At 65.9% G+C, this 18,716-nt stretch carries 17 protein-coding genes; 12 read left to right on the forward strand and 5 right to left on the reverse strand.

From position 1 onward, the window contains the following. The first annotated feature begins 1 nt into the window (after position 1). On the forward strand, positions 2-1,537 hold the full coding sequence (locus tag AB7Z56_RS30015) for a glucosamine inositolphosphorylceramide transferase family protein (protein WP_063984385.1): 1,536 nt from the start codon (positions 2-4) through the stop codon (positions 1,535-1,537). Between the two features lie 79 nt (positions 1,538-1,616). Here AB7Z56_RS30015 and AB7Z56_RS30020 read toward each other — a convergent pair whose 3' ends face one another. The 5 genes from AB7Z56_RS30020 to AB7Z56_RS30040 form a co-directional block, all read right to left on the reverse strand. Continuing rightward, a complete protein-coding gene (locus AB7Z56_RS30020; protein ID WP_063984386.1) occupies positions 1,617-2,564 on the reverse strand; it encodes an ABC transporter substrate-binding protein in 948 nt (315 codons plus the stop codon). Between the two features lie 102 nt (positions 2,565-2,666). Beyond that, positions 2,667-3,680: an ABC transporter permease subunit gene (locus AB7Z56_RS30025; RefSeq protein ID WP_371498212.1), complete on the reverse strand. Its 1,014-nt coding sequence runs from the start codon at positions 3,678-3,680 to the stop codon at positions 2,667-2,669. 13 nt (positions 3,681-3,693) lie between these two features. Beyond that, positions 3,694-5,217, reverse strand: coding sequence for a sugar ABC transporter ATP-binding protein (locus AB7Z56_RS30030; protein WP_063984388.1), 1,524 nt, complete (start codon positions 5,215-5,217; stop codon positions 3,694-3,696). Positions 5,218-5,347: 130 nt separating this feature from the next. After that, the gene (gene xylB, locus AB7Z56_RS30035; RefSeq protein ID WP_063984389.1) at positions 5,348-6,793 is read right to left on the reverse strand and encodes a xylulokinase; all 1,446 of its coding nucleotides are present in this window, start codon (positions 6,791-6,793) and stop codon (positions 5,348-5,350) included. Between the two features lie 13 nt (positions 6,794-6,806). Then, on the reverse strand, positions 6,807-7,730 hold the full coding sequence (locus AB7Z56_RS30040) for a LysR family transcriptional regulator (protein ID WP_028147172.1): 924 nt from the start codon (positions 7,728-7,730) through the stop codon (positions 6,807-6,809). Between the two features lie 108 nt (positions 7,731-7,838). On the opposite strand from AB7Z56_RS30040, the gene AB7Z56_RS30045 reads away from it, so the two are divergent. The 11 genes from AB7Z56_RS30045 to AB7Z56_RS30095 all read left to right on the forward strand — a co-directional run bounded on the left by AB7Z56_RS30045 (position 7,839) and on the right by AB7Z56_RS30095 (position 18,712). Continuing rightward, positions 7,839-8,162: a Dabb family protein gene (locus AB7Z56_RS30045; RefSeq protein ID WP_063984390.1), complete on the forward strand. Its 324-nt coding sequence runs from the start codon at positions 7,839-7,841 to the stop codon at positions 8,160-8,162. After that, positions 8,159-9,238: a maleylacetate reductase gene (locus AB7Z56_RS30050; protein WP_063984391.1), complete on the forward strand. Its 1,080-nt coding sequence runs from the start codon at positions 8,159-8,161 to the stop codon at positions 9,236-9,238. Before AB7Z56_RS30045 ends, AB7Z56_RS30050 begins: the two co-directional genes overlap by 4 nt. A gap of 4 nt (positions 9,239-9,242) precedes the next feature. Then, positions 9,243-10,616, forward strand: a complete 1,374-nt coding sequence (locus AB7Z56_RS30055) for an amidohydrolase family protein (protein WP_063984392.1) — start codon at positions 9,243-9,245, stop codon at positions 10,614-10,616. A 21-nt stretch (positions 10,617-10,637) separates the two neighbouring features. Then, the gene (locus tag AB7Z56_RS30060; protein WP_063984393.1) at positions 10,638-11,540 is read left to right on the forward strand and encodes an NAD(P)-dependent oxidoreductase; all 903 of its coding nucleotides are present in this window, start codon (positions 10,638-10,640) and stop codon (positions 11,538-11,540) included. Positions 11,541-11,554: 14 nt separating this feature from the next. Further along, positions 11,555-12,439, forward strand: a complete 885-nt coding sequence (locus AB7Z56_RS30065; RefSeq protein ID WP_063984394.1) for an intradiol ring-cleavage dioxygenase — start codon at positions 11,555-11,557, stop codon at positions 12,437-12,439. A gap of 58 nt (positions 12,440-12,497) precedes the next feature. Then, entirely contained in the window at positions 12,498-13,892 is a 1,395-nt protein-coding gene (locus AB7Z56_RS30070) for an FAD-linked oxidase C-terminal domain-containing protein (protein WP_063984395.1), read from the forward strand. Further along, positions 13,889-15,415 carry a sugar ABC transporter ATP-binding protein gene (locus AB7Z56_RS30075; protein WP_063984396.1) on the forward strand — a complete coding sequence of 509 codons (1,527 nt, stop codon included), beginning with the start codon at positions 13,889-13,891 and terminating at the stop codon, positions 15,413-15,415. The genes AB7Z56_RS30070 and AB7Z56_RS30075 overlap by 4 nt, the downstream gene beginning before the upstream one ends. Further along, complete coding sequence (locus AB7Z56_RS30080) at positions 15,408-16,358, forward strand: ABC transporter permease (protein WP_063984397.1); 951 nt, start codon at positions 15,408-15,410, stop codon at positions 16,356-16,358. The genes AB7Z56_RS30075 and AB7Z56_RS30080 overlap by 8 nt, the downstream gene beginning before the upstream one ends. Continuing rightward, positions 16,355-17,332, forward strand: a complete 978-nt coding sequence (locus tag AB7Z56_RS30085; RefSeq protein ID WP_014496503.1) for an ABC transporter permease — start codon at positions 16,355-16,357, stop codon at positions 17,330-17,332. The genes AB7Z56_RS30080 and AB7Z56_RS30085 overlap by 4 nt, the downstream gene beginning before the upstream one ends. A gap of 42 nt (positions 17,333-17,374) precedes the next feature. Further along, positions 17,375-18,349, forward strand: coding sequence for a sugar ABC transporter substrate-binding protein (locus AB7Z56_RS30090; protein WP_063984398.1), 975 nt, complete (start codon positions 17,375-17,377; stop codon positions 18,347-18,349). A 75-nt stretch (positions 18,350-18,424) separates the two neighbouring features. Beyond that, positions 18,425-18,712, forward strand: coding sequence for a YciI family protein (locus AB7Z56_RS30095; protein WP_063984399.1), 288 nt, complete (start codon positions 18,425-18,427; stop codon positions 18,710-18,712). The last annotated feature ends 4 nt before the right edge of the window (positions 18,713-18,716 follow it).

Here is an 18,716-nt window from a genome sequence, read left to right on the forward strand (position 1 = left end):
CATGATCATCGAGTTTCGCTGCGAACGTGACCATGCGCGGCGGTGGATGCACCGCCAGACGCTGTCGATCGACGGCCGGGACGTTCCGGTTCAAATCGCGTTGACTGCAACGGCGGAGCCACGGCCCACGGGGCTCGACGCCCTGTTCGAGCTCGAGCGCGTGGTGCTGCGTAAAGGCAGGCACAGCGGCGCCGACGGGCTGAAGATCGATCCGGAACAGACGCAGGCCCGCACCGGCACGGCCGATGTGATCGTCGATTTCACGAGCGCCGCGCGCGATCCGGACTGTGCGGCCCGGCTGTATCTCCGCCCGTTGTTCAACGGAACTGCAGGTGAAAACGCGGCACTCGCGGCGATTCTCGCCGGCGACCTGCCCGTCATCGAGATCGTCAACGAGGTTGACGGTGCGGTGCTCGATCGCGGCCATCCCTCCGCAGAGATCGCGGCCGGTTTGAGCGGTGGGCTCGAAACGGTCATGGCGCGAACCCTGACCATGGTGGCGGCCATCCTGTCGGGACGGCCGCGTATCGTGCCTCAGCTGGCACGCCAGGCCCGAGCCGGCAGCGGCCGGCCGCCGGCGGCCTATGTCGTGCGCGGCCTCGCCGTGTCGATCGCCAAGGAGATCTACCGCCTCTGCTGCTATGCCCCGCATTGGCATGTCGGATGGCGCTTCAATGATGGCGCGGGTGTCTGGCAGACGGGAGATCTCTCCGGGCCTGGCTGGAACGTCCTCGCCGATCCCGGAAATCATTTCTACGCCGATCCCTTCCCGATCACATGGCAGGGACGAACATTCGTCTACTTCGAAGATCTCGATCATCGGGTTGGAAAAGGCATCATTTCGGCAGTCGAGTTCGGCGACGCCGGCCCGGTCGGCGAGGTCGTACCCGTGCTGGAGGAGCCCTGGCACCTGTCCTATCCGTTCCTGATCGAGGACAATGGCGAGTTGTGGATGATCCCGGAGAGCTCGCTCCAGGGGGACGTCGCGCTCTACAGATGCATTCGGTTTCCGGACAAATGGGAGCGACACGCTACGCTGCTCTCGGGCCTCGAACTGGCCGATGTGACCATCACGCAGCACAACGGTCTGAACTACCTGTTCGGAGCCTGGCGAGACGGAACCGGCGGCTATTCGGATTCGCTTGCGATCTATCACGCCGAGCACCTGCTCGGCCCCTGGTTGCCCCATGCCAGCAACCCGGTCCTGATCGATCGCGCAAGTACGCGACCCGCGGGGAATTTCGTCACCATCGATGGCAAATTGTGGCGGCCGGTGCAGGATTGCGCCGACGGATATGGCGCCGCACTCGGCCTCGCGGAAGTGGTCGAACTGTCTCCGACGACGTTCAAGCAGGTCGTCCGCCACTCCCTCAGACCCGGACCGGCATGGCCCGGCAGAAAGCTGCACACGCTGAACCGCTGTGGCCGGCTCGAGGTGATCGACGGATCGCGTGTTCAACCCAAGACCCGGGCCTTCGCAAGCAAATTTCCATCGCTCGTCTTGTCCCCGCGAACCAGTCCCCACACCGCCTGTTAGCGCGTGGCACGACGGACGGCGTGGATCACAACGCCGCCCGTCATCTCGCGTTTCGACCGCTCCCGCGGGAGGCGGCGTCCTACTGAGAACGATCCGAGGTCCAGCCCTTGTAGTCGGCGACGTTGTCCCGGGTCACGAGCTTCGAGGGCAGGAGTTCGACGGTCGAGGCCGGCTTCTGGCCATTGAGAATGCCGACGCCCACCTGCACCGCGCGCCGCGCCATGAAGAACGGGTCCTGCGAAGCGGAAGCCTGGACCTGCGGCGCCGCCGGATCCTTCAGTGCCGCCTCGATGTCGGGCGCGCCATCGACCGCGGTGATGACGATGCCGCTGCGGCTTTGCTGGCGCGCCGCGAGATCGGTGCCGATCGCCTGCGGATCGTTGATGGCGAAGATGGCGTCGATCTTGGAAAAGCGCGTCAGATAGCCCTGCGCGATGGTGAGACCGCCTTCACGCGAGCCTTTGCCGTCCTGGTCGCTGGACAACACCTTGATCCCGGGATTCTTCGAGAGAACGTTCTTGCAGCCGACGACGCGGTCGATCACGGCCGAGACCTGCGGCCCGTTCTCGATGATGACGTCGCCCTTGCCCCCCAGCTTGTCGACGATGTACTGGCATGAGATCTCGCCGGCCTGCACGTTGTTCGTGGTTATGGTGGCGTCGGCGCCTTCGGCCGCGGTGTCGACCGCGACGACCACGATGCCCGCCGCCTGCGCCTTCTTGATCGCCGGCCCGATCGCCTTGGGATCGCCGGGGTTCAACAGGATCAGGTCGACGCCGGCGGCAATGAAATTGTCGATCTGGGTGACCTGCTTGCCGAGGTCGTATTCGAAGCCGACCGTCGTGATCTTCACATTGGGGTTGGTCTTCCTGGCCTCGAACTCGGCGCCCTTCGACAGCGCGACGAAGAACGGATTACCCATCGAACCCAGCGAGACGCCGATCGACTTGAGTTCCTTGGCGAAGGATGGCGCGGTGCTTAGGGCAAGCGCCATCGCGGCGCCGGCGAGCGTGATCGTCTTCAACATTGGCTTCCTCCCTGGTCTGTATTCTTATCCGGCACGGCAGACCAGTTGCCGCAACGGAACCTCGCATCACACCATGTGCACTCAGGTGCGCGCCGAACCCTTTCAGGTTCTGGCGGAGCCCTGCAGCCGGTAGCGGTCCAGCGCCACGGCGCCGATGATCACCAGGCCCTTGATCACATATTGCCAGATGTCCGAGACGCCGACGAGGATCAGGCCGTTCGACAGGACGGCGATGATCAGCGCGCCGATCAGCGTGCCCCAGATCGAGCCGATGCCGCCGACGAACGAGGTGCCGCCCAGGATCACGGCGGTGATCGCATCGAGCTCGTAGGACTGACCGAGCTGGAGACCGTTGGCCGCATAGAGCCGCGCCGCCTGCATGGCGCCGCCGAGCCCGGCGAAGAGTCCCGAGATGCCGTAGACGAAGATCAGCACGGCCCAGACCTTGATGCCGGCAAGCCGCGCCGCGCTTTCATTGCCGCCCACCGCATAGATGTGCACGCCGAGGACGGTCCGGCGCAGCACCAGCCACGAGACGAGGATGACGAGCAAGGCGATCACCGAGAGCCACGGGATCGACGCGACGCCGGGAATGAGAGTCAACGAGCCGTTGCCGATGAAGGCATACGGAATGGAAGGATTGAAGACGGTGGTGTCGGCCCCGAGCAGTCGCGCCAGGCCGCGTACGGCGGTGAGAGAGCCGAGCGTGACGATGAAAGGCGGCAGGCGGAGGAGTGCAATGAGCGCGCCGTTGATGACGCCGAAGCCGAGGCCGGTGAGCAGCGCGGCCGGCAGCCACAGCATCCCGAGCTCCGGCAGCTTGGAGAGCGTCAACCCGGCCATCGCGGACGCCGCCAGGATCGAGCCGACCGAGAGGTCGATGCCGCCGGTGAGGATGACGAAGGTCATGCCTGCGGCGAGCACGGTGTTCACTGCGGCCTGCTGCAACACGATGCCGAGATTTTGCCCGGTGAAGAAGCGGCCCTCCGACAGAAAATGGAAGCCGCCGCACAAGATGAGCAGCACCGGCAGCATGCCGGCGGCGCGGATCAGAAGCCTTACGCGCTGACGCTTCGTCTCCTGCGCGGCCGCGAGGCCCGCGGCGGCGGTGTCCATCTTTGGAGAGCCGTCATGCATCGAGTTGCTCCATCCCCGTGGCGAGCGCCATGATGTCTTCCTGGTTCAGGGGCGACGTCGCGCCACGCTCGATTTCACCGGCGATATGCCCCGCCCGCATGACGACGACGCGGTCGCAGATGCCGATGATCTCGGGCAGATCGGACGAGATGACGAGGATCGCGGTGCCGGATTTGGCAAGATTGTCGATGATCGAATAGATCTCGGACTTGGCGCCGACATCCACGCCGCGCGTCGGCTCATCGAGGATCAGGACCTTTGGCGTGGTCGCAAGCAGGCGCGACAGCAGCACCTTCTGCTGGTTGCCGCCGGACAGCGCGCCGACGGTGACGTTGATATCGGCGGCGCGAATGCCGAGCGCGGCGAACGCCCTGTTGGCGCGATCACGGCCCTTGTCGCGGTCGAGGATGTAACCGATCCGGGCATCCCGGCCGAGCACCGCGAGGTTGATGTTGTCCAGGCATGACATGTCCAGGAACAGGCCGAGCGCCTTGCGGTCCTCGGTCAGATAGGCGACGCCGATGTCGAGCGCCTCACCCGGCGTGCGGATGTCGACCGGGCGTCCCTCCAGCTCGACACGGCCGGAGGTCCTGGGCGCCGCACCAATGATGAGATGCGCAAGCTCGGTGCGACCCGCGCCGATCAGGCCGGCGAGGCCGACCACCTCGCCCGCATGCACGGTCAGCGAGCACCCCTTGACGCGCCGGCCATCGGCCATGTCGATCGCCGCGAGCACGGGATGCCCCCGCCCCGCCTCCGGATCATGATCCTTCTTGTAGAACGAGGAGACGTCGCGCCCGACCATCAGCCGAACGATGGTGTCGGCGCGGATGTCCTGCTTGTCGAGCGCCCCGACCAGCCGGCCGTCGCGCAGCACAGTGACGCGGTCGCCGAGCGCGTAGACCTCGTCCATGCGATGCGAGATGTAGATGATGGCAAGCCCCTCGGCGCGAAGCTGGCGGATCAGCGCGAACAGCCGCGCGCTCTCGCCGGCCGACAGCGCGGTGGTCGGCTCATCCATGATCAGGATTTTTGACCTGACGTGCAGCGCACGCGCGATCTCGACCAGTTGCCGCTGGCCCATGGAGAGGTGCGCCACCAGCGTCGACGGCAGGAAGTCCGCGCCCAGCCGTTTCAGGATGGGGCCGACGCCCTCGCGCATGGCGCCGCGTGCCAGCAAGCCTGCTCGCGACAGCTCCCGGCCGAGATAGATATTCTCGGCGACACTGAGATTGGGAGCCAACGACAGCTCCTGGTAGATGATGGAGATGCCCGCCGCGCGGCCGCCGAGCGGACCTTCGATCCGTACCGGGCTTCCTTCGATCCGGATATCGCCGCCGGGATCGGGCCTGTAGGCGCCGGACAAGATCTTCATCAGCGTCGACTTTCCGGCGCCGTTCTCACCCATCAGGGCATGAATTTCGCCGGCATAGACGGTGAGATCGACGGAACGCAGCGCCTTGATGCCAAAGAAGGATTTTGAGACCCCACGCATCTCGAGGATCGGATCGTTCATCGTGCCTCCCGACGCACAATGCGTTTCCTACCCGCGTCTCAATGATTTTGTCAGCGCGGTTCACGCATTAAACAAAAGGCCGCGGCACAGAGCAATACCGAACACACGGGAATGCAACGTCGAGGCGATGCTAGTGGCGCGGCCGATACAGTGCACGCCACGCGGGAAGCCGCTCGGCATAGGCATCGACCAGTCTTGCGTCGGGTTCGAACGTCTCGATGCGCCGCGGCCGTGTGCATACGGCGGCGATCGCCTCACCGGTGACAGCAAGCCGCCCCAATCTCGCCGCACCGAACGCCGCGCCGGTCTCGCCTCCGGCAAAACGATGGACCGGAACATTCAGCACGTTTGCCAGCACCGAGAGCCAGAACCCGGACCGTGAACCACCGCCAATGGCGTCGGCTTCCGTCATCGCAATGCCGGCGTCCGCGAGCGCGTCGCGGCAATCGGCAAGCGCGAAGGCAACACCCTCGAGCACCGCCTGCACGATCGACCCGCGATCGGTGCCGTGGCTCAAACCATCCAGCATGCCGCGCACGGCGGGGTCGTCGTGCGGTGTCCGCTCACCCGCCAGATACGGCAGGAAGCTCACGGGCGACGGCGCCTGCGGGCGCGATCCAAGCGGCGCCAGCAACTCGGCCTCGGTGGCGCCGAACAGGCGCGCGATCCAGGCCAGGCAGGAGGCGGCCGAGAGGATCGCGCCGGCCTGAATCCACATGTCGGGGATGGCGTGGCAGAACGTGTGCACCGCGCGGTCCGGGTTGGCGGCGATTCTGCTGGTCGGTGCCAACAAGGCACCCGAGGTTCCCAGCGACACGAACGCGGTTCCCGGCCGGATCGCGCCGATGCCGACGGCGCCTGCCGGATTGTCGCCGGCACCGCCCGCGATCACCGGCTGTCCGGTCATGCCCCAGCGCCGTGCCAGCTCGCCGCGCAGCGTGGTCGCTGGCGCGCATCCCTCGACCAGTCGCGGCATGTGATCGCGCGACAGGCCGGTCGCTGCCAGTGCTGCGTCCGACCAGTCCCGGCGCGCGGCGTCGAGCCACAGTGATCCCGATGCATCCGAGACGTCCTCGATGGCCTCGCCGCTCAGCACCAGGCGCAGATAGGCCTTTGGCAGCAGCACGAGTTTTGTCGCCGCAAAGATGTCAGGCTCATGCGTCGCGATCCAGAGCAGCTTCGGCGCGGTGAATCCCGGCATCGCCTTGTTGCCCGAGATCGCGCGCAAGGCGGGCCAGCGTCGTTCCAGGACACGACACTCGGCGGCGGAGCGTCCGTCGTTCCAGAGGATGCAGGGCCGCAACGGTCTCGAGCTCGCGTCGAGCAGCGTGGCGCCATGCATCTGGCCTGACAGTCCGATGCCTTCGACAGCCGCCAGCTCGCCGGCATGCGTCGCCTTCAAGGCATCGAGCGTGGCGAAGGTTGCATCGATCCACTGCGCGGGGTCCTGCTCGAAATAGCCTGATAGCGGCGAGGCGGTCGTCAACGGCCGGCTCTCGCTTGCAATCACGCGCTGGGCACCGTCGACGAGAACGGTCTTGACCGCCGAGGTGCCGAGATCGATGCCGAGATACATGGCTGCTACCCGCTCACTTGGTCGCGTCCATCCAGATGCCCGGCTCCGAATGCTCGCGGATGTGGGTGACGAGGAAGTCGGAAAAGGCCCTGATCTTGGCGGGCAGCCCGGCGCGATTCTGGTATGCGATGTTCATGGTGAGCAGTGGCAGCTCCCAATCCACCAGGACCGGGACGAGACGGCCCGCCGCGATGTCGCTCTGGACGATGTAGAGCGGCTGGATGAGGATGCCGAGCCCTGCCAGCGCCGCGCCGCGAATGACCTGGCCGTCATTGCTGTCGAGCGTCGGCGTGATGCGGACGGTCTGCGCGCCATGGCTTTTGCGCAGGCGCAGCGAATAGGGATCGTTCGCGAGATTGTAGACCAGCATGTTGTGGCGCGCGAGATCGGCGGGCTGCTCCGGCTCGCCGGCGCTTGCGAGATAGGAAGGCGCGGCGGCAAGCACGCGCCGCATCTGGCCGATGCGGCGGACGATGATGTTCGAATCCGGCTCCTGCTCGCGCGTCCGGATCGCCACGTCGATGCCGGCCTCGATGAAATCGGGATAGCGGTTGGCGGTCGTGATCTGCATGTTGAGCTTCGGATAGCGCGCGCGGAAGGCCGGCAACATCGGCGCCAGATAGATCACCGCAAAGGACAGCGAGCTCGTGACCCGCAGCGTACCCTGCGGCGACAGCGCGCGATCGCTGACGATGTCCTCGGCCTCCGCCAGCTCGCTCAGCACCCGGCTGGAGCGCTCCAGCAGCTCCTGCCCCGCCTCCGTCAACCACAGCCTGCGTGTGTTGCGCTCGATCAGCCTGACCGCGAGGCGCTCCTCGAGCGCGCTGAGATGGCGGCTCGCCGCCGCATTCGACATGCGCAAGGCCTCGGCGGCCTTTGACAGGCTGCCAAGCTCGGCCGTCTTGGAGAACACCTCCAACTGCAGCAGACGATCCATTTTTCCACTTTTAGAAAAAGAGACTTACAAATATTGACCTTTATTTCCGTATCCCGCAAGTCAAAATGGCCAGAACACAAGCAAGATAGCAGGCGAGGAAACAGGGAAATGTCGGGCCCGATCAGGCACATCGTGATGTGGCGGCTGCGCGGGGAGACGCCCGCGGAGCGCTCCGCGGCCCGTTCCAAGGTCAAGACCCTGTTCGAGGGACTGCGGGGCCGGATTGAGGGCCTCACCCATATCGAGGTCGGCGTTGACGTCAGTGAGGTCGATTACGCCTGCGACGTCGTTCTCTTCTCCGAATTCGCCGACCAGGCCGCACTCGCCGCCTATGCCACCCATCCGGAACATTTGCGCGTCCGCGAGGCGCTGGGCGACTTGCGGATCGGGCGCTTCCAGGTCGATTATCCCATCAAAGAGACCGGCGCATGATCGGTTCGTTCACCTTTGAAAATCTGCCCTGCCGCGTCGTGTTCGGCAGCGGAACGCTGGCCTCGGCCAAAGCCGAGGTCGAGCGGCTCGGCGGCAAGCGCGCGCTGGTGCTGACGACGCCGCAGCAGGAGGCGCAAGGCAAGAGCTTGGGGGCCGCACTCGGTTCGCTTTTTGCCGGCATCTTTCCCGGCGCGACCATGCATACGCCGGTCGAGGTCACGGAGCGCGCGCTCGCGGCGATGAAGGCATGCGAGGCCGATTGCGTCGTCTCGCTCGGCGGCGGATCGACCACCGGCCTTGGCAAGGCGCTGGCCTTGCGCACCGGCGTCAACCAGCTCTGCATTCCCACCACCTATGCCGGCTCGGAGATGACGCCGATCGTCGGCCAGACCGAGAACGGCCTGAAGACCACGGTGCGCGACGCAGCCGTGCTGCCGGAGACCGTGATCTACGATGTCGACCTCACCCTGACGCTGCCGGCGAGCCTCGCCGCAACATCCGGCATCAACGCGATCGCACATGCCGTGGAGGCGCTCTATGCGCGCGACACCAATCCCGTGACATCGCTGATGGCGGAAGAAGGCATCCGCGCGATCGCGCGCGCCCTCCCCGCCATTGCGGCCAAAAGCGATGACCGCGAGGCTCGCACCGAAGCACTCTACGGCGCCTGGCTCTGCGGCGTCTGCCTCGGCACGGTCGGCATGGCGCTGCATCACAAGCTCTGCCACACGCTCGGCGGCACCTTCGATCTGCCGCACGCAGAGACCCACACCATCGTGCTGCCGCATGCGCTGGCCTACAACGCACCGGCGGTGCCCGATGCCATGGCGCGGATATCGCGCGCGATCGGCGCGGCCGACGCGTCCCTGGGGCTCTACGACCTCGCGAAGCGGCTGGGTGCGAAGCTGGCATTGCGCGACATCGGCATGCCCGAAAGCGGCATCGACAAGGCCGCCGATCTCGCCGTCACCAACGCCTACTGGAACCCGCGCCCGCTCGAGCGCAACGCCATCCGCGAGCTGATCGCCCGCGCCTGGGCCGGCGAGCCGCCTGTTACCATCAAAGCGGCGGCCTGAAGCGATGCGGCGCACGCTGATCAAATCAGCTGTCATCATCAGCATGGATGACGCGATTGGCGACCTCAACACCGGCGATGTGCTGGTCGAGGGCAGCCGCATCGTCGACGTGCGCCCATCGATCGACCTCGGCAGCGCTGCAGCCGAGACCGAGATCGTGGACGGCAACGGCCGGATCGTCATCCCCGGCCTGATCAACGCGCACATGCACACCTGGCAAACCGCGTTGCGCGGCTATGCCGCGAACTGGACGCTGCTGGAATATTTCCGCCGCATGCATGCCGGGCTCGCGACCGTATTCCGGCCCGACGACATCTACATTGCGACCCTCGTCGGTGCGCTGAACCAGATCAATTGCGGCACCACCACGCTGGTCGATTGGTGCCACAACAATCCAACGCCTGATCATACCGATGCCGCCGTGCGCGGCCTGATCGAGAGCGGCATCCGCGCCGCCTTCTTCCATGGCTCGCCGAAGCCCGAGCCGAAACCGGGCGAGCCGCATTTCTCCGAGATCCCGCATCCGCGCCGCGAGGTCGAGCGGCTGCTGGCGGGTCCCCTCGCCGACCGCGACGGCCTCGTCACGCTCGGGCTTGCCATTCTCGGCCCGCATTATTCGACGCTCGATGTCGCCATGCACGACTTCCGCCTGGCGCGCGAGCTCAACCTGATCGCATCCATGCATCAAGGCGGCGGTCCGGCCAAGACGCCCGGCGGCTGGGAGAAGCTGGTCGAGGCCGGCCTCGTCGGCGCCGGCATCAACATCGTCCATGGCAACGATCTGCCCGACGATCTCCTCGACAAGATGGTCGACCTCGGCGTGTCCTTCTCGGTGACGCCGGAGAACGAGATGATCCAGGGCCACGGCTTCCCGATCACCGGACGGCTGCTCAAGCGCGGCGTGCGCCCGACCATCGGGATCGACCTGGAATCCGTGCTGGCCGGCGATCTCTTCTCCGTCGCCCGCGTCGCGCTGTCGATGCAGCGGGCGCTGGACAATGCGGAGTCGCGTCAAGTGAGCGGCACCATTCCGGCGACCACCACGATCCCCGTCCGCGAGGCGCTGCGCTGGATCACGACCGAAGGCGCCCGCATGCTCGGCCGCGAAGGCCAGATCGGCTCGCTGACGCCGGGCAAGCTCGCTGACCTCGTCATCATCAACGCATCCGATCTCAACCTTGTCCCGGTGCACGATCCCGTCGCGACCGTCGTGATGCAGACGAGCCTCGCCAATATCGAGGCTGTGATGATCGGCGGCGCCTGGAAGAAGCGGGATGGCCGGCTTTTGGTTGACGGGTTGGACGCGAAGAAAGAATTGCTGGCCCAATCCGGCCGGCGGCTGGTGCAGGACATCGAACGACAGGGACGCGCCGCCTGAAGGCGCCAATGGATGAGATCAATGACCGACGCTTCAAGGAATGTCGCTTTCATCGGGATCGGCAAGATGGGCCTGCCGATGTCGGCGCTCGTCGCCAAGGCCGGCTACGCCGTGACCGCATTCGATCAGAGCGCAGCCCGGATCAACGAGGCGCGTGCACAAGGCATCTCGATTGCCGCTTCGCCGGCCGAGGCCGTGAGCGGCAAGGCCGCGATCATCACGTCCCTGCCCGATGACGCAGCCTTGCGCGGCGCGCTGCTCGGCCCCGCTGGTCTGATCGCCGCGATGGCGGCTGGATCTGTTCTGATCGAGACCAGCACCGTGAGCGTCGAGGCCTCAACTGAAGTTGCGACCGCCGCACAGGCGCGCGGCATTGCCTATCTGCGTTCGCCGGTTTCCGGCAATGCCAGCATCGTTCATACGGGTGCGCTGACCTGCTTCGTCTCCGGGCCGAAGGATGCCTTCGACAACGCCAAGCCTCTGTTCGCCGCCTTCACCCGCGCCCAGACCTATCTCGGGCCGGCCGAGGAAGCCCGCTACGCAAAGCTCTCGGTCAATCTGATGATCGCAGTCTCGGCGGCAATGATGGCCGAGAGCCTGGCCCTGGCGCGCAAGGGCGGCATCGCCTGGCAGGACATTTTGAAGGTGCTCGACGATAGCGCGGCGGCCTCGCCGATGGTGAAGTACAAGACCGCGCCGCTGCGGACGCGCGATTTCGAGTCCACCTTCTCCTGCAAGCAGATGGCCAAGGATCTCGATCTCATCCTCGGCGCCGGCCACGCCGTGGGCGTGCCGCTGCAGCTCGCGGCGCAGGTGCGCGAGACCTATGGCTCGCTGATCGCGCAGGGCGACGGCGACACCGACTTCATCGCGACCGTCAAGCACCTGGAACGTCTGTCCGGGCTTGGCGAACCCAAACTCTGATCGCGGAGACACCTATGCGCAACTTCAACGAGACTACGATCACGGACGCGGTGCTGGAGCGGATCAAGGACGCAACCGATCCACGCATCAAGGAGGTCAGCGAAGCGCTGGTGCACCACCTCCACGCCTTCGTCCGCGAGGTCCGGCCGACCCAGAAGGAATGGGAATACGGCATAGATTTCCTGACCCGCACCGGGCACATGTGCGACGACAAGCGCCAGGAGTTCATCCTGCTGTCCGACACGCTCGGCGTCTCCATGCTGGTCGACGCGATCAACCATCCCGTGCCGGAAGGCGCGACCGAGACGACGGTGCTCGGCCCGTTCTTCGTCCAGGCCGCGCCGGAGAAGGACAGCGGCGCCGATATCTCCGGCCCGATGGAAGGCGATCCGATGCTGGTCACAGGCTCGGTCTCGACCGTCGACGGACAACCGCTTGCGGGCGCCATCGTGGATGTCTGGCATTCCGACGATGACGGCTATTACGACGTGCAGCAGCTCGACGACATCGGCGATCTCGCGATGCGCGCGCGCTTCCATACCGACGCCAATGGCCGTTTCCATTTCTGGTCGATCAAGCCGGCGGCGTATCCGATCCCGCATGACGGCCCTGTCGGCGAGATGCTGGAGGTGCAGGGCCGCCATCCCTGGCGTCCGGCGCATGTGCATTTCATGATCTCGGCGCCCGGTTTCGAGCAGCTCGTAACCCATGTGTTCGTCGCCGGTGACAAATATCTCGACTCTGACGTGGTGTTCGGCGTCAAGGACAGCCTGATCCGCGAATTCACTGGCCACCCTGCCGGCCGTGCGCCGGATGGTCGCATGGTGGAGCGCGACTATTTCCACCTCAATTACGATTTCGGCCTGAAGCAGGTCGCGAGCAACGCGCGAGCCGCCTAGGCTTGAGCGACGGCGGACCAACAAGAGTCCGGCAACAGGGAGCAGACGGGAGCTGAGGATGGGACCGCGGGTCAGCACGAGCATATTGGCCGATCGCCTCACCGGCATGATCGGCCCGCGCGCGAGCGTCGCGCGCGGCGTGCTCGATCAGCACGGGCAGAGCGAATCGCATTATCGCAATTTGCCGCCGGACATCGTCGTCTTCCCTGAAACCACGCAGGAAGTCGCGGAGATCGTCAAGCTGTGCGCTAGCGCGGGCATGCCGATGGTCCCGTTCGGCGCCGGCACCTCGCTCGAAGGCAACGCGGCCGCGGTCGCCGGCGGCGTCTGCTTCGACTTCGCCCGGATGAACAAGGTGCTGACCGTGCACGACAGCGACATGGATGTCGTGGTGCAGCCCGGCATCACGCGCAAACAGCTCAATGCGGAGCTGCGCGGCACCGGACTTTTCTTTCCGATCGACCCCGGCGCCGACGCCTCGATCGGCGGCATGACCTCCACACGCGCGTCCGGCACCATGGCGGTGCGCTACGGCACCATGAAGGACAATGTCATGGCGCTCGAGGTGGTGCTGGCCGACGGGCGCGTGATCCGCACCGCAAGGCGCGCACGCAAATCGGCCGCCGGTTATGACCTGACGCGGATGTTCGTCGGCGCCGAAGGCACGCTTGGCGTCATCACCGAAGTCACATTGAAGGTGCACCCGGTGCCGCAGGCGATCTCGGCCGCTGTCTGCAGCTTCGACACCCTGCACGATGCCGTCGACACCGCGATCTCCGTGATCCAGTCCGCGATCCCCGTGGCACGCATCGAGCTGCTCGACGACGTCATGATGCGCGGCATCAACGCCTACGCGAAGCTCGGCTATCGCGAGGCCCCCACCTTGTTCTTCGAATTCCACGGCTCCGAGACCTCCGTTGCCGAGCAGGCCGAAGCCGCGCAGGCGATCGCCGCCGACCATGGCGGCCATGGTTTTGCCTGGGCCAAAGCGCAGGAAGACCGCAGCCGGCTCTGGCACGCCCGCGACAACACGCTTTATGCGGGCCTGGGCTTGCGGCCCGGCGCGCGCGCCGTGATCACCGATGTCTGCGTGCCGATCTCGCGGCTGGCGGAATGCCTGACCGAAACCAGGCGCGACGCGGACGAGCACGGTTTCACCGCCCCGATCGTCGGCCATGTTGGCGACGGCAATTTCCATATGCTGATCCTGATCGACCCGGCAAAGCCGGACGAGGCCGAAGGCGCCAAGGCGCTTCAGGCCCGCATGGTCGCCCGCGCGATCGCGATGGACGGCACCTGCACCGGCGAGCACGGCATCGGGCTCGGCAAGATCGATTATCTCGCCGATGAACTCGGCGAGGCCGTCGATGTGATGCGGTCGATCAAGACCGCGCTCGATCCTGATGGACTGATGAATCCCGGAAAGATCTTCGCGAGCGGAGTGCACGCATGAGCAGCGCCGCATTGGCTATCGAGCCCGCCTCACCCGCGCCTCTGCTGGAGCTGCGCGGCATCAGCAAGGAGTTTCCCGGCGTCAAGGCGCTGGATGATGTTTCCTTTGCCGTCTTCCCCGGCGAAGTCCATATGCTGTTGGGGGAGAACGGCGCCGGCAAGTCGAGCCTGATGAAGGTACTGTGCGGCGCCTACCGCGCCGATGCCGGCGAGTTCTACTACAAGGGCGACAAGGTCGCGATCTCCTCGACCGCGGATGCGCAGAGGCTCGGCATTGCCGTGATCTTCCAGGAATTCTCGCTGGTCCCCCATCTCGATATCGCCCAGAACATCTTCCTCGGCCGCGAGCCGAAGGGCCGCATTCCCGGCACCATCGACCGCCGCAAGATCCTGGCCGACGCCAGGCGCGTGCTCGGCACGATCGGGTTCGAGATCGATCCCTCCACCACCGTCGACAAGTTAGGGGTGGCGCAGCAGCAGATGGTCGAGATCGCGAAAGCGATCAGCCAGAACGCGCGCATCCTGGTCATGGACGAGCCGACGGCGGCGCTGTCCGACCGCGAGACCGAGCTGCTGTTCGCGCTTATCGCGCGGCTGAAGGCCGACGGCGTCTCCATCGTCTACATCTCCCACCGCATGGCCGAGGTGTTCGCGCTCGGAGACCGCATCACGGTGCTGCGCGACGGCCGCCGCATCGACGGCGTTCGCCCCGCAGACGTCACGCCGGACCAGCTCGTCCGCATGATGGTCGGCCGCAACGTGGACATGACCTATCCGCGCAACTTTGCCGACAAGCCCGGCGAGCTGCTGCTCGAGGTCAAGGGCTTGAGCTCGTCGACCGGCATCTCCGATATCAACATCGAGGTACGCCGGGGCGAGATCGTCGGCCTGTGCGGCCTGGTCGGTTCCGGCCGCAGCGAGGTCGCCCGCGCCATCTTCGGCGCCGATGCCGTGACGTCAGGCGAGATTATTTTCGACGGCAAGGCCATCTCCGGCGAGCCTGACCTTGCCGCCCGCCGCGGCATCGCGCTGATCCCGGAGAGCCGCAAGAGCGAGGGCCTCGCGCTGCTGCGGTCGGTGAGCGACAATCTGGTGGTGTCGGCGCTGCGAAAGCTGTTCCCGAGCGGCCTGTTCGACCAGCGTAGCGCCCAGCGGACGTCCGACGGCTTGATCCGGCAGCTGCGCATCGCAACCCCGAGCGCGCGCCAGATTGTCGGCCTGCTCTCGGGCGGCAACCAGCAGAAGGTCGTGATCGGCAAGTGGCTGGCGGCCGGCTCGAAGCTCTTCATCTTCGACGAGCCGACGCGCGGCATCGACATCGGCGCCAAGTCCGAGATCTTTGCGCTGATCGACCGGCTGGTCGCCGAAGGCGCGGCGGCCTTGATGATCTCGTCCGAGCAGGTCGAGATCTGCCATGTCTGCGACCGCGCCTATGTGATGCGCGAGGGCCGCATCGCCGGACACCTGACCCGCAGCGAACTGACCGAGGAGAACATCGTGCGACTGGGGATGCATCATGCGTGAAGCCGCGGTCGTCTCTCAACCCAATCCGCTGCAACGCATTCCCGGCGTTGCCATCGTCTTGGTGCTGCTGATCGCCCTGTTCAGCGCGATCGCGCCCGGCTTCCTGTCGGTCGCCAACCTCTCCAACGTGCTGGTGCAGTCGACCATCCTGACCATGCTGGCGCTGCCGATGACCTTGATCATCATGACCGAGGGGCTGGACCTGTCGATGGGCGCGGTGCTGACGCTGACCTCGCTCTGCGTCGCCATCGTGTCGCTCGCGACCAAGTCGATGCTGCTGGGCCTCGGCGCCGGGCTTCTCGTCGGCGCAGCCTTCGGCTTCGCCAACGGCTGGCTGGTCGCCATCGTCGGCATTCCGCCCTTCGTCGCGACGCTGGGCACGCTCGGCATGGCGCAGGGCCTGTCGCTGATCGTCAGCGACGGCCAGAGCGTGGTCGGCATCCCCCACAGCGTGCGCGACATCTATTCGGCGACGCTTCTGGGCGTGCCCGTGCCGATCGTGATGGCGCTGGTGACCTATGCGGCCTTCCACGGACTGCTCTACCACACCCGCTTCGGCACCTACATCTTCGCACTCGGCGGCAACCGCGAGGCGCTGCGCTATGCCGGCCTCTCGCCGAACAAGCTGCTGATCGCGGTCTACGCGATCGGCGGCGCCATGGCCGGCATTGCCGGCCTGCTGATGACCGCGCGCATGAATTCCGGCCACCCGACCGCGGGCCTCGGCCTGGAATTCGACGCCATCGCCGCGGTCGCGGTCGGCGGTACCTCGTTCGAGCGCGGCAATGGCTGGCTGCTCGGCACGTTGCTCGGCGTGATCGCGGTCGGCGTGCTTCGCAATGGGCTCAACCTGATCTCGATGCCCTCCTCGGTGCAGGTCGCAAGCGTCGGCGTCCTCGTCATCGTCGCTCTCTTCCTCGACGGCCTCCGGAGCCGCGCATGACCGACATCTCCAAAGAGGCCCTCTCGCCGCCCCGCTCGTTCCTGTCGCAGGACGCGATCCAGGTGTTCTATCGCCTGCTCGCAGCGCTGCTGATCTGCGCGGTGCTCGCCGTGCTCAGCGACTCCTTCCTGAGCCTCGGCAACATCCTCAACGTGCTGAGACAAGCGAGCCTGACCTTCTTCATCGCCTCCGGCCTGACGCTGGTGGTGCTCACCGCCGGCCTCGATCTCTCCGTCGGCGCCAATGTCGCGCTGTCGGCCTGCATCGCCGGCACCGTGATCCACAAGACCGGCTCGCCGGCGCTCGGCATCCTCACCGGGCTCGCCTGCGGCGGCATCGTTGGCCTGCTCAACGGCATCATGGTCACCGCGCTCCGCATCCCCTCCTTCATCGCCACCTACGGCATGCTCTGGGTGCTGAACGGCCTCACCTACTGGTACATGGCGGGCGAAACCCTTCACGGCTTCCCGGCAGGCTTCCGCCAGATCGGCAGCGGCTATCTGTTCGGCCTGCCGATCCCGGTCTATCTGCTGCTGGTGTTCCTCGGGATCGGAACGCTGTTTGCGCAGCGCACGATCTGGGGCCAGGAGATCTATGCGATCGGCGCCAATCCGGTCGCCGCCCGCCTCTCCGGCATTCCGGTCGCGCGGCGCCTGCTGCTGGTCTACGCGGTGTCAGGCACCATGGCGGGACTGGCCTCGATCATCTTCCTGTCGCGGCTCAATTCGGCCGAAGCCGACATCGGCGAAAGCCTGACGCTGCCCGCGATCGCAGCCGTGCTGATCGGCGGCACCTCGCTGTTCGGCGGTGTCGGCACCGTGTTCGGCACCTTCATCGGCGCGCTGATCCTGACGCTAGTGCTGAACGGCATGAACCTGTTGTCGGTCAGCGCCAACTGGCAGCCGCTCGTCACCGGCATCATCGTCATTCTCGCGGTCTGGCTCGACATGAAGACCCGCCGCCGCGCGCAATGAGCTCTTAGAAATCCAACAAGCAAAATGAGGGATGGAGGCTACATGAAACAGAAAATGGGTTATTTGGCGCTGCCGCTGCTGATGGCGGCCGCGTTCACGACACAGGCGCGCGCCGACGGCGAGACCATCGCCGTGTTCACCAAGAACCAGACCAATCCGTTCTTCCAGACGGTGCGGGTCGGTGCCGACAACATGGCGAAAGCGCTGAATGCGAAGACGCTGCAGTACATCCCGACCAAGCCGGACTCGATCCCCGAGCAGCTCAGCCAGATCGAGGACGTCGTGGTGAAGAAGCCGAGCGCGATCGTCTTCACGCCGGTCGACTACAAGGCGATGGTGCCGGGCGTCGAGAAGATCAACGAGGCGAAAATCCCCGTCGTCAACATCACCGACCGCTCCGCCGGCGGCAAGTTCCTCTCCTTCGTCGGCGCCGACGATTACAGCCTCGGACTGGAAACCGCGCGTTTCCTGCTCAAGACTTTGGGCGGCAAGGGCAACATCGTCATCATCGAGGGCGTCAAGGGCTCGCTGACCAATGTCGATCGCGTCCGCGGCTTCAACGACGCGCTGAAGGAGAATTCGGGCGCCAAGCTGCTGGCCTCGCAGCCCGGCAACTACCAGCGGCTGCAGGCGCTCCAGGTCATGGAAAACCTGATGCAGTCGAACGCGCAGATCGACGGCGTGCTGGCGGCCAACGACGCCATGGCGGTCGGCGCGATCGAGGCGCTCGACGGCGCCAACCGCAAGGCCCAGGTGATCGGCATCAACGGCACCAAGGAGGCGATCGACGCGATCAAGTCCGGCAAGCTGCTCGCCAGCGGCGACTACAACGGATTTGCGCAAGGGTGTCTCGGCGCCATGATGGCGATCCGCAGCTTGCGCAACCAGCCTGTCATTTCCGAGATCGTGCTGAAGCCGACCGTCATCACCAAGGACAATTACCAGCCGTTCGACGTGCCGCTGGAGCAACGGACCTGCCCGACCTTCGAGGACGCCGGCAAGCTCGGCGCCAAGTAGCCCAACCGATCATCACAAGCATGGACGGCCGCCTCCGCGGCCGTCCAAGAACACCGACACGTCAACGGAGACATCATGCTGTTCGCCATTCACGCCCTCGACCGCGCCAGCGCGCTGCCGACCCGGCTCGCCAATTACGACGCCCACAAGGCCTTCCTGAGCGACACATCGCGCTTCGGCGTCAAGATCGTGATGTCTGGGCCGCTGGTCTCCGACGACGGCGCGAGCATGATCGGCAGCCTGTTCCTGATCGAGGCGCCCGGCCGCGCCGAGGTCGAAGCCTTCAACCGCGCCGATCCGTTTGCGGCAGCCGGCATCTGGGAGAAAGTCACCATCACGGGCTTCCTGCGCCGCCAGGGCTGAAGGC

The sequence above is a fragment of the Bradyrhizobium sp. 482_C4_N1_8 genome (assembly GCF_052075965.1).
Classification (GTDB): domain Bacteria; phylum Pseudomonadota; class Alphaproteobacteria; order Rhizobiales; family Xanthobacteraceae; genus Bradyrhizobium; species Bradyrhizobium barranii.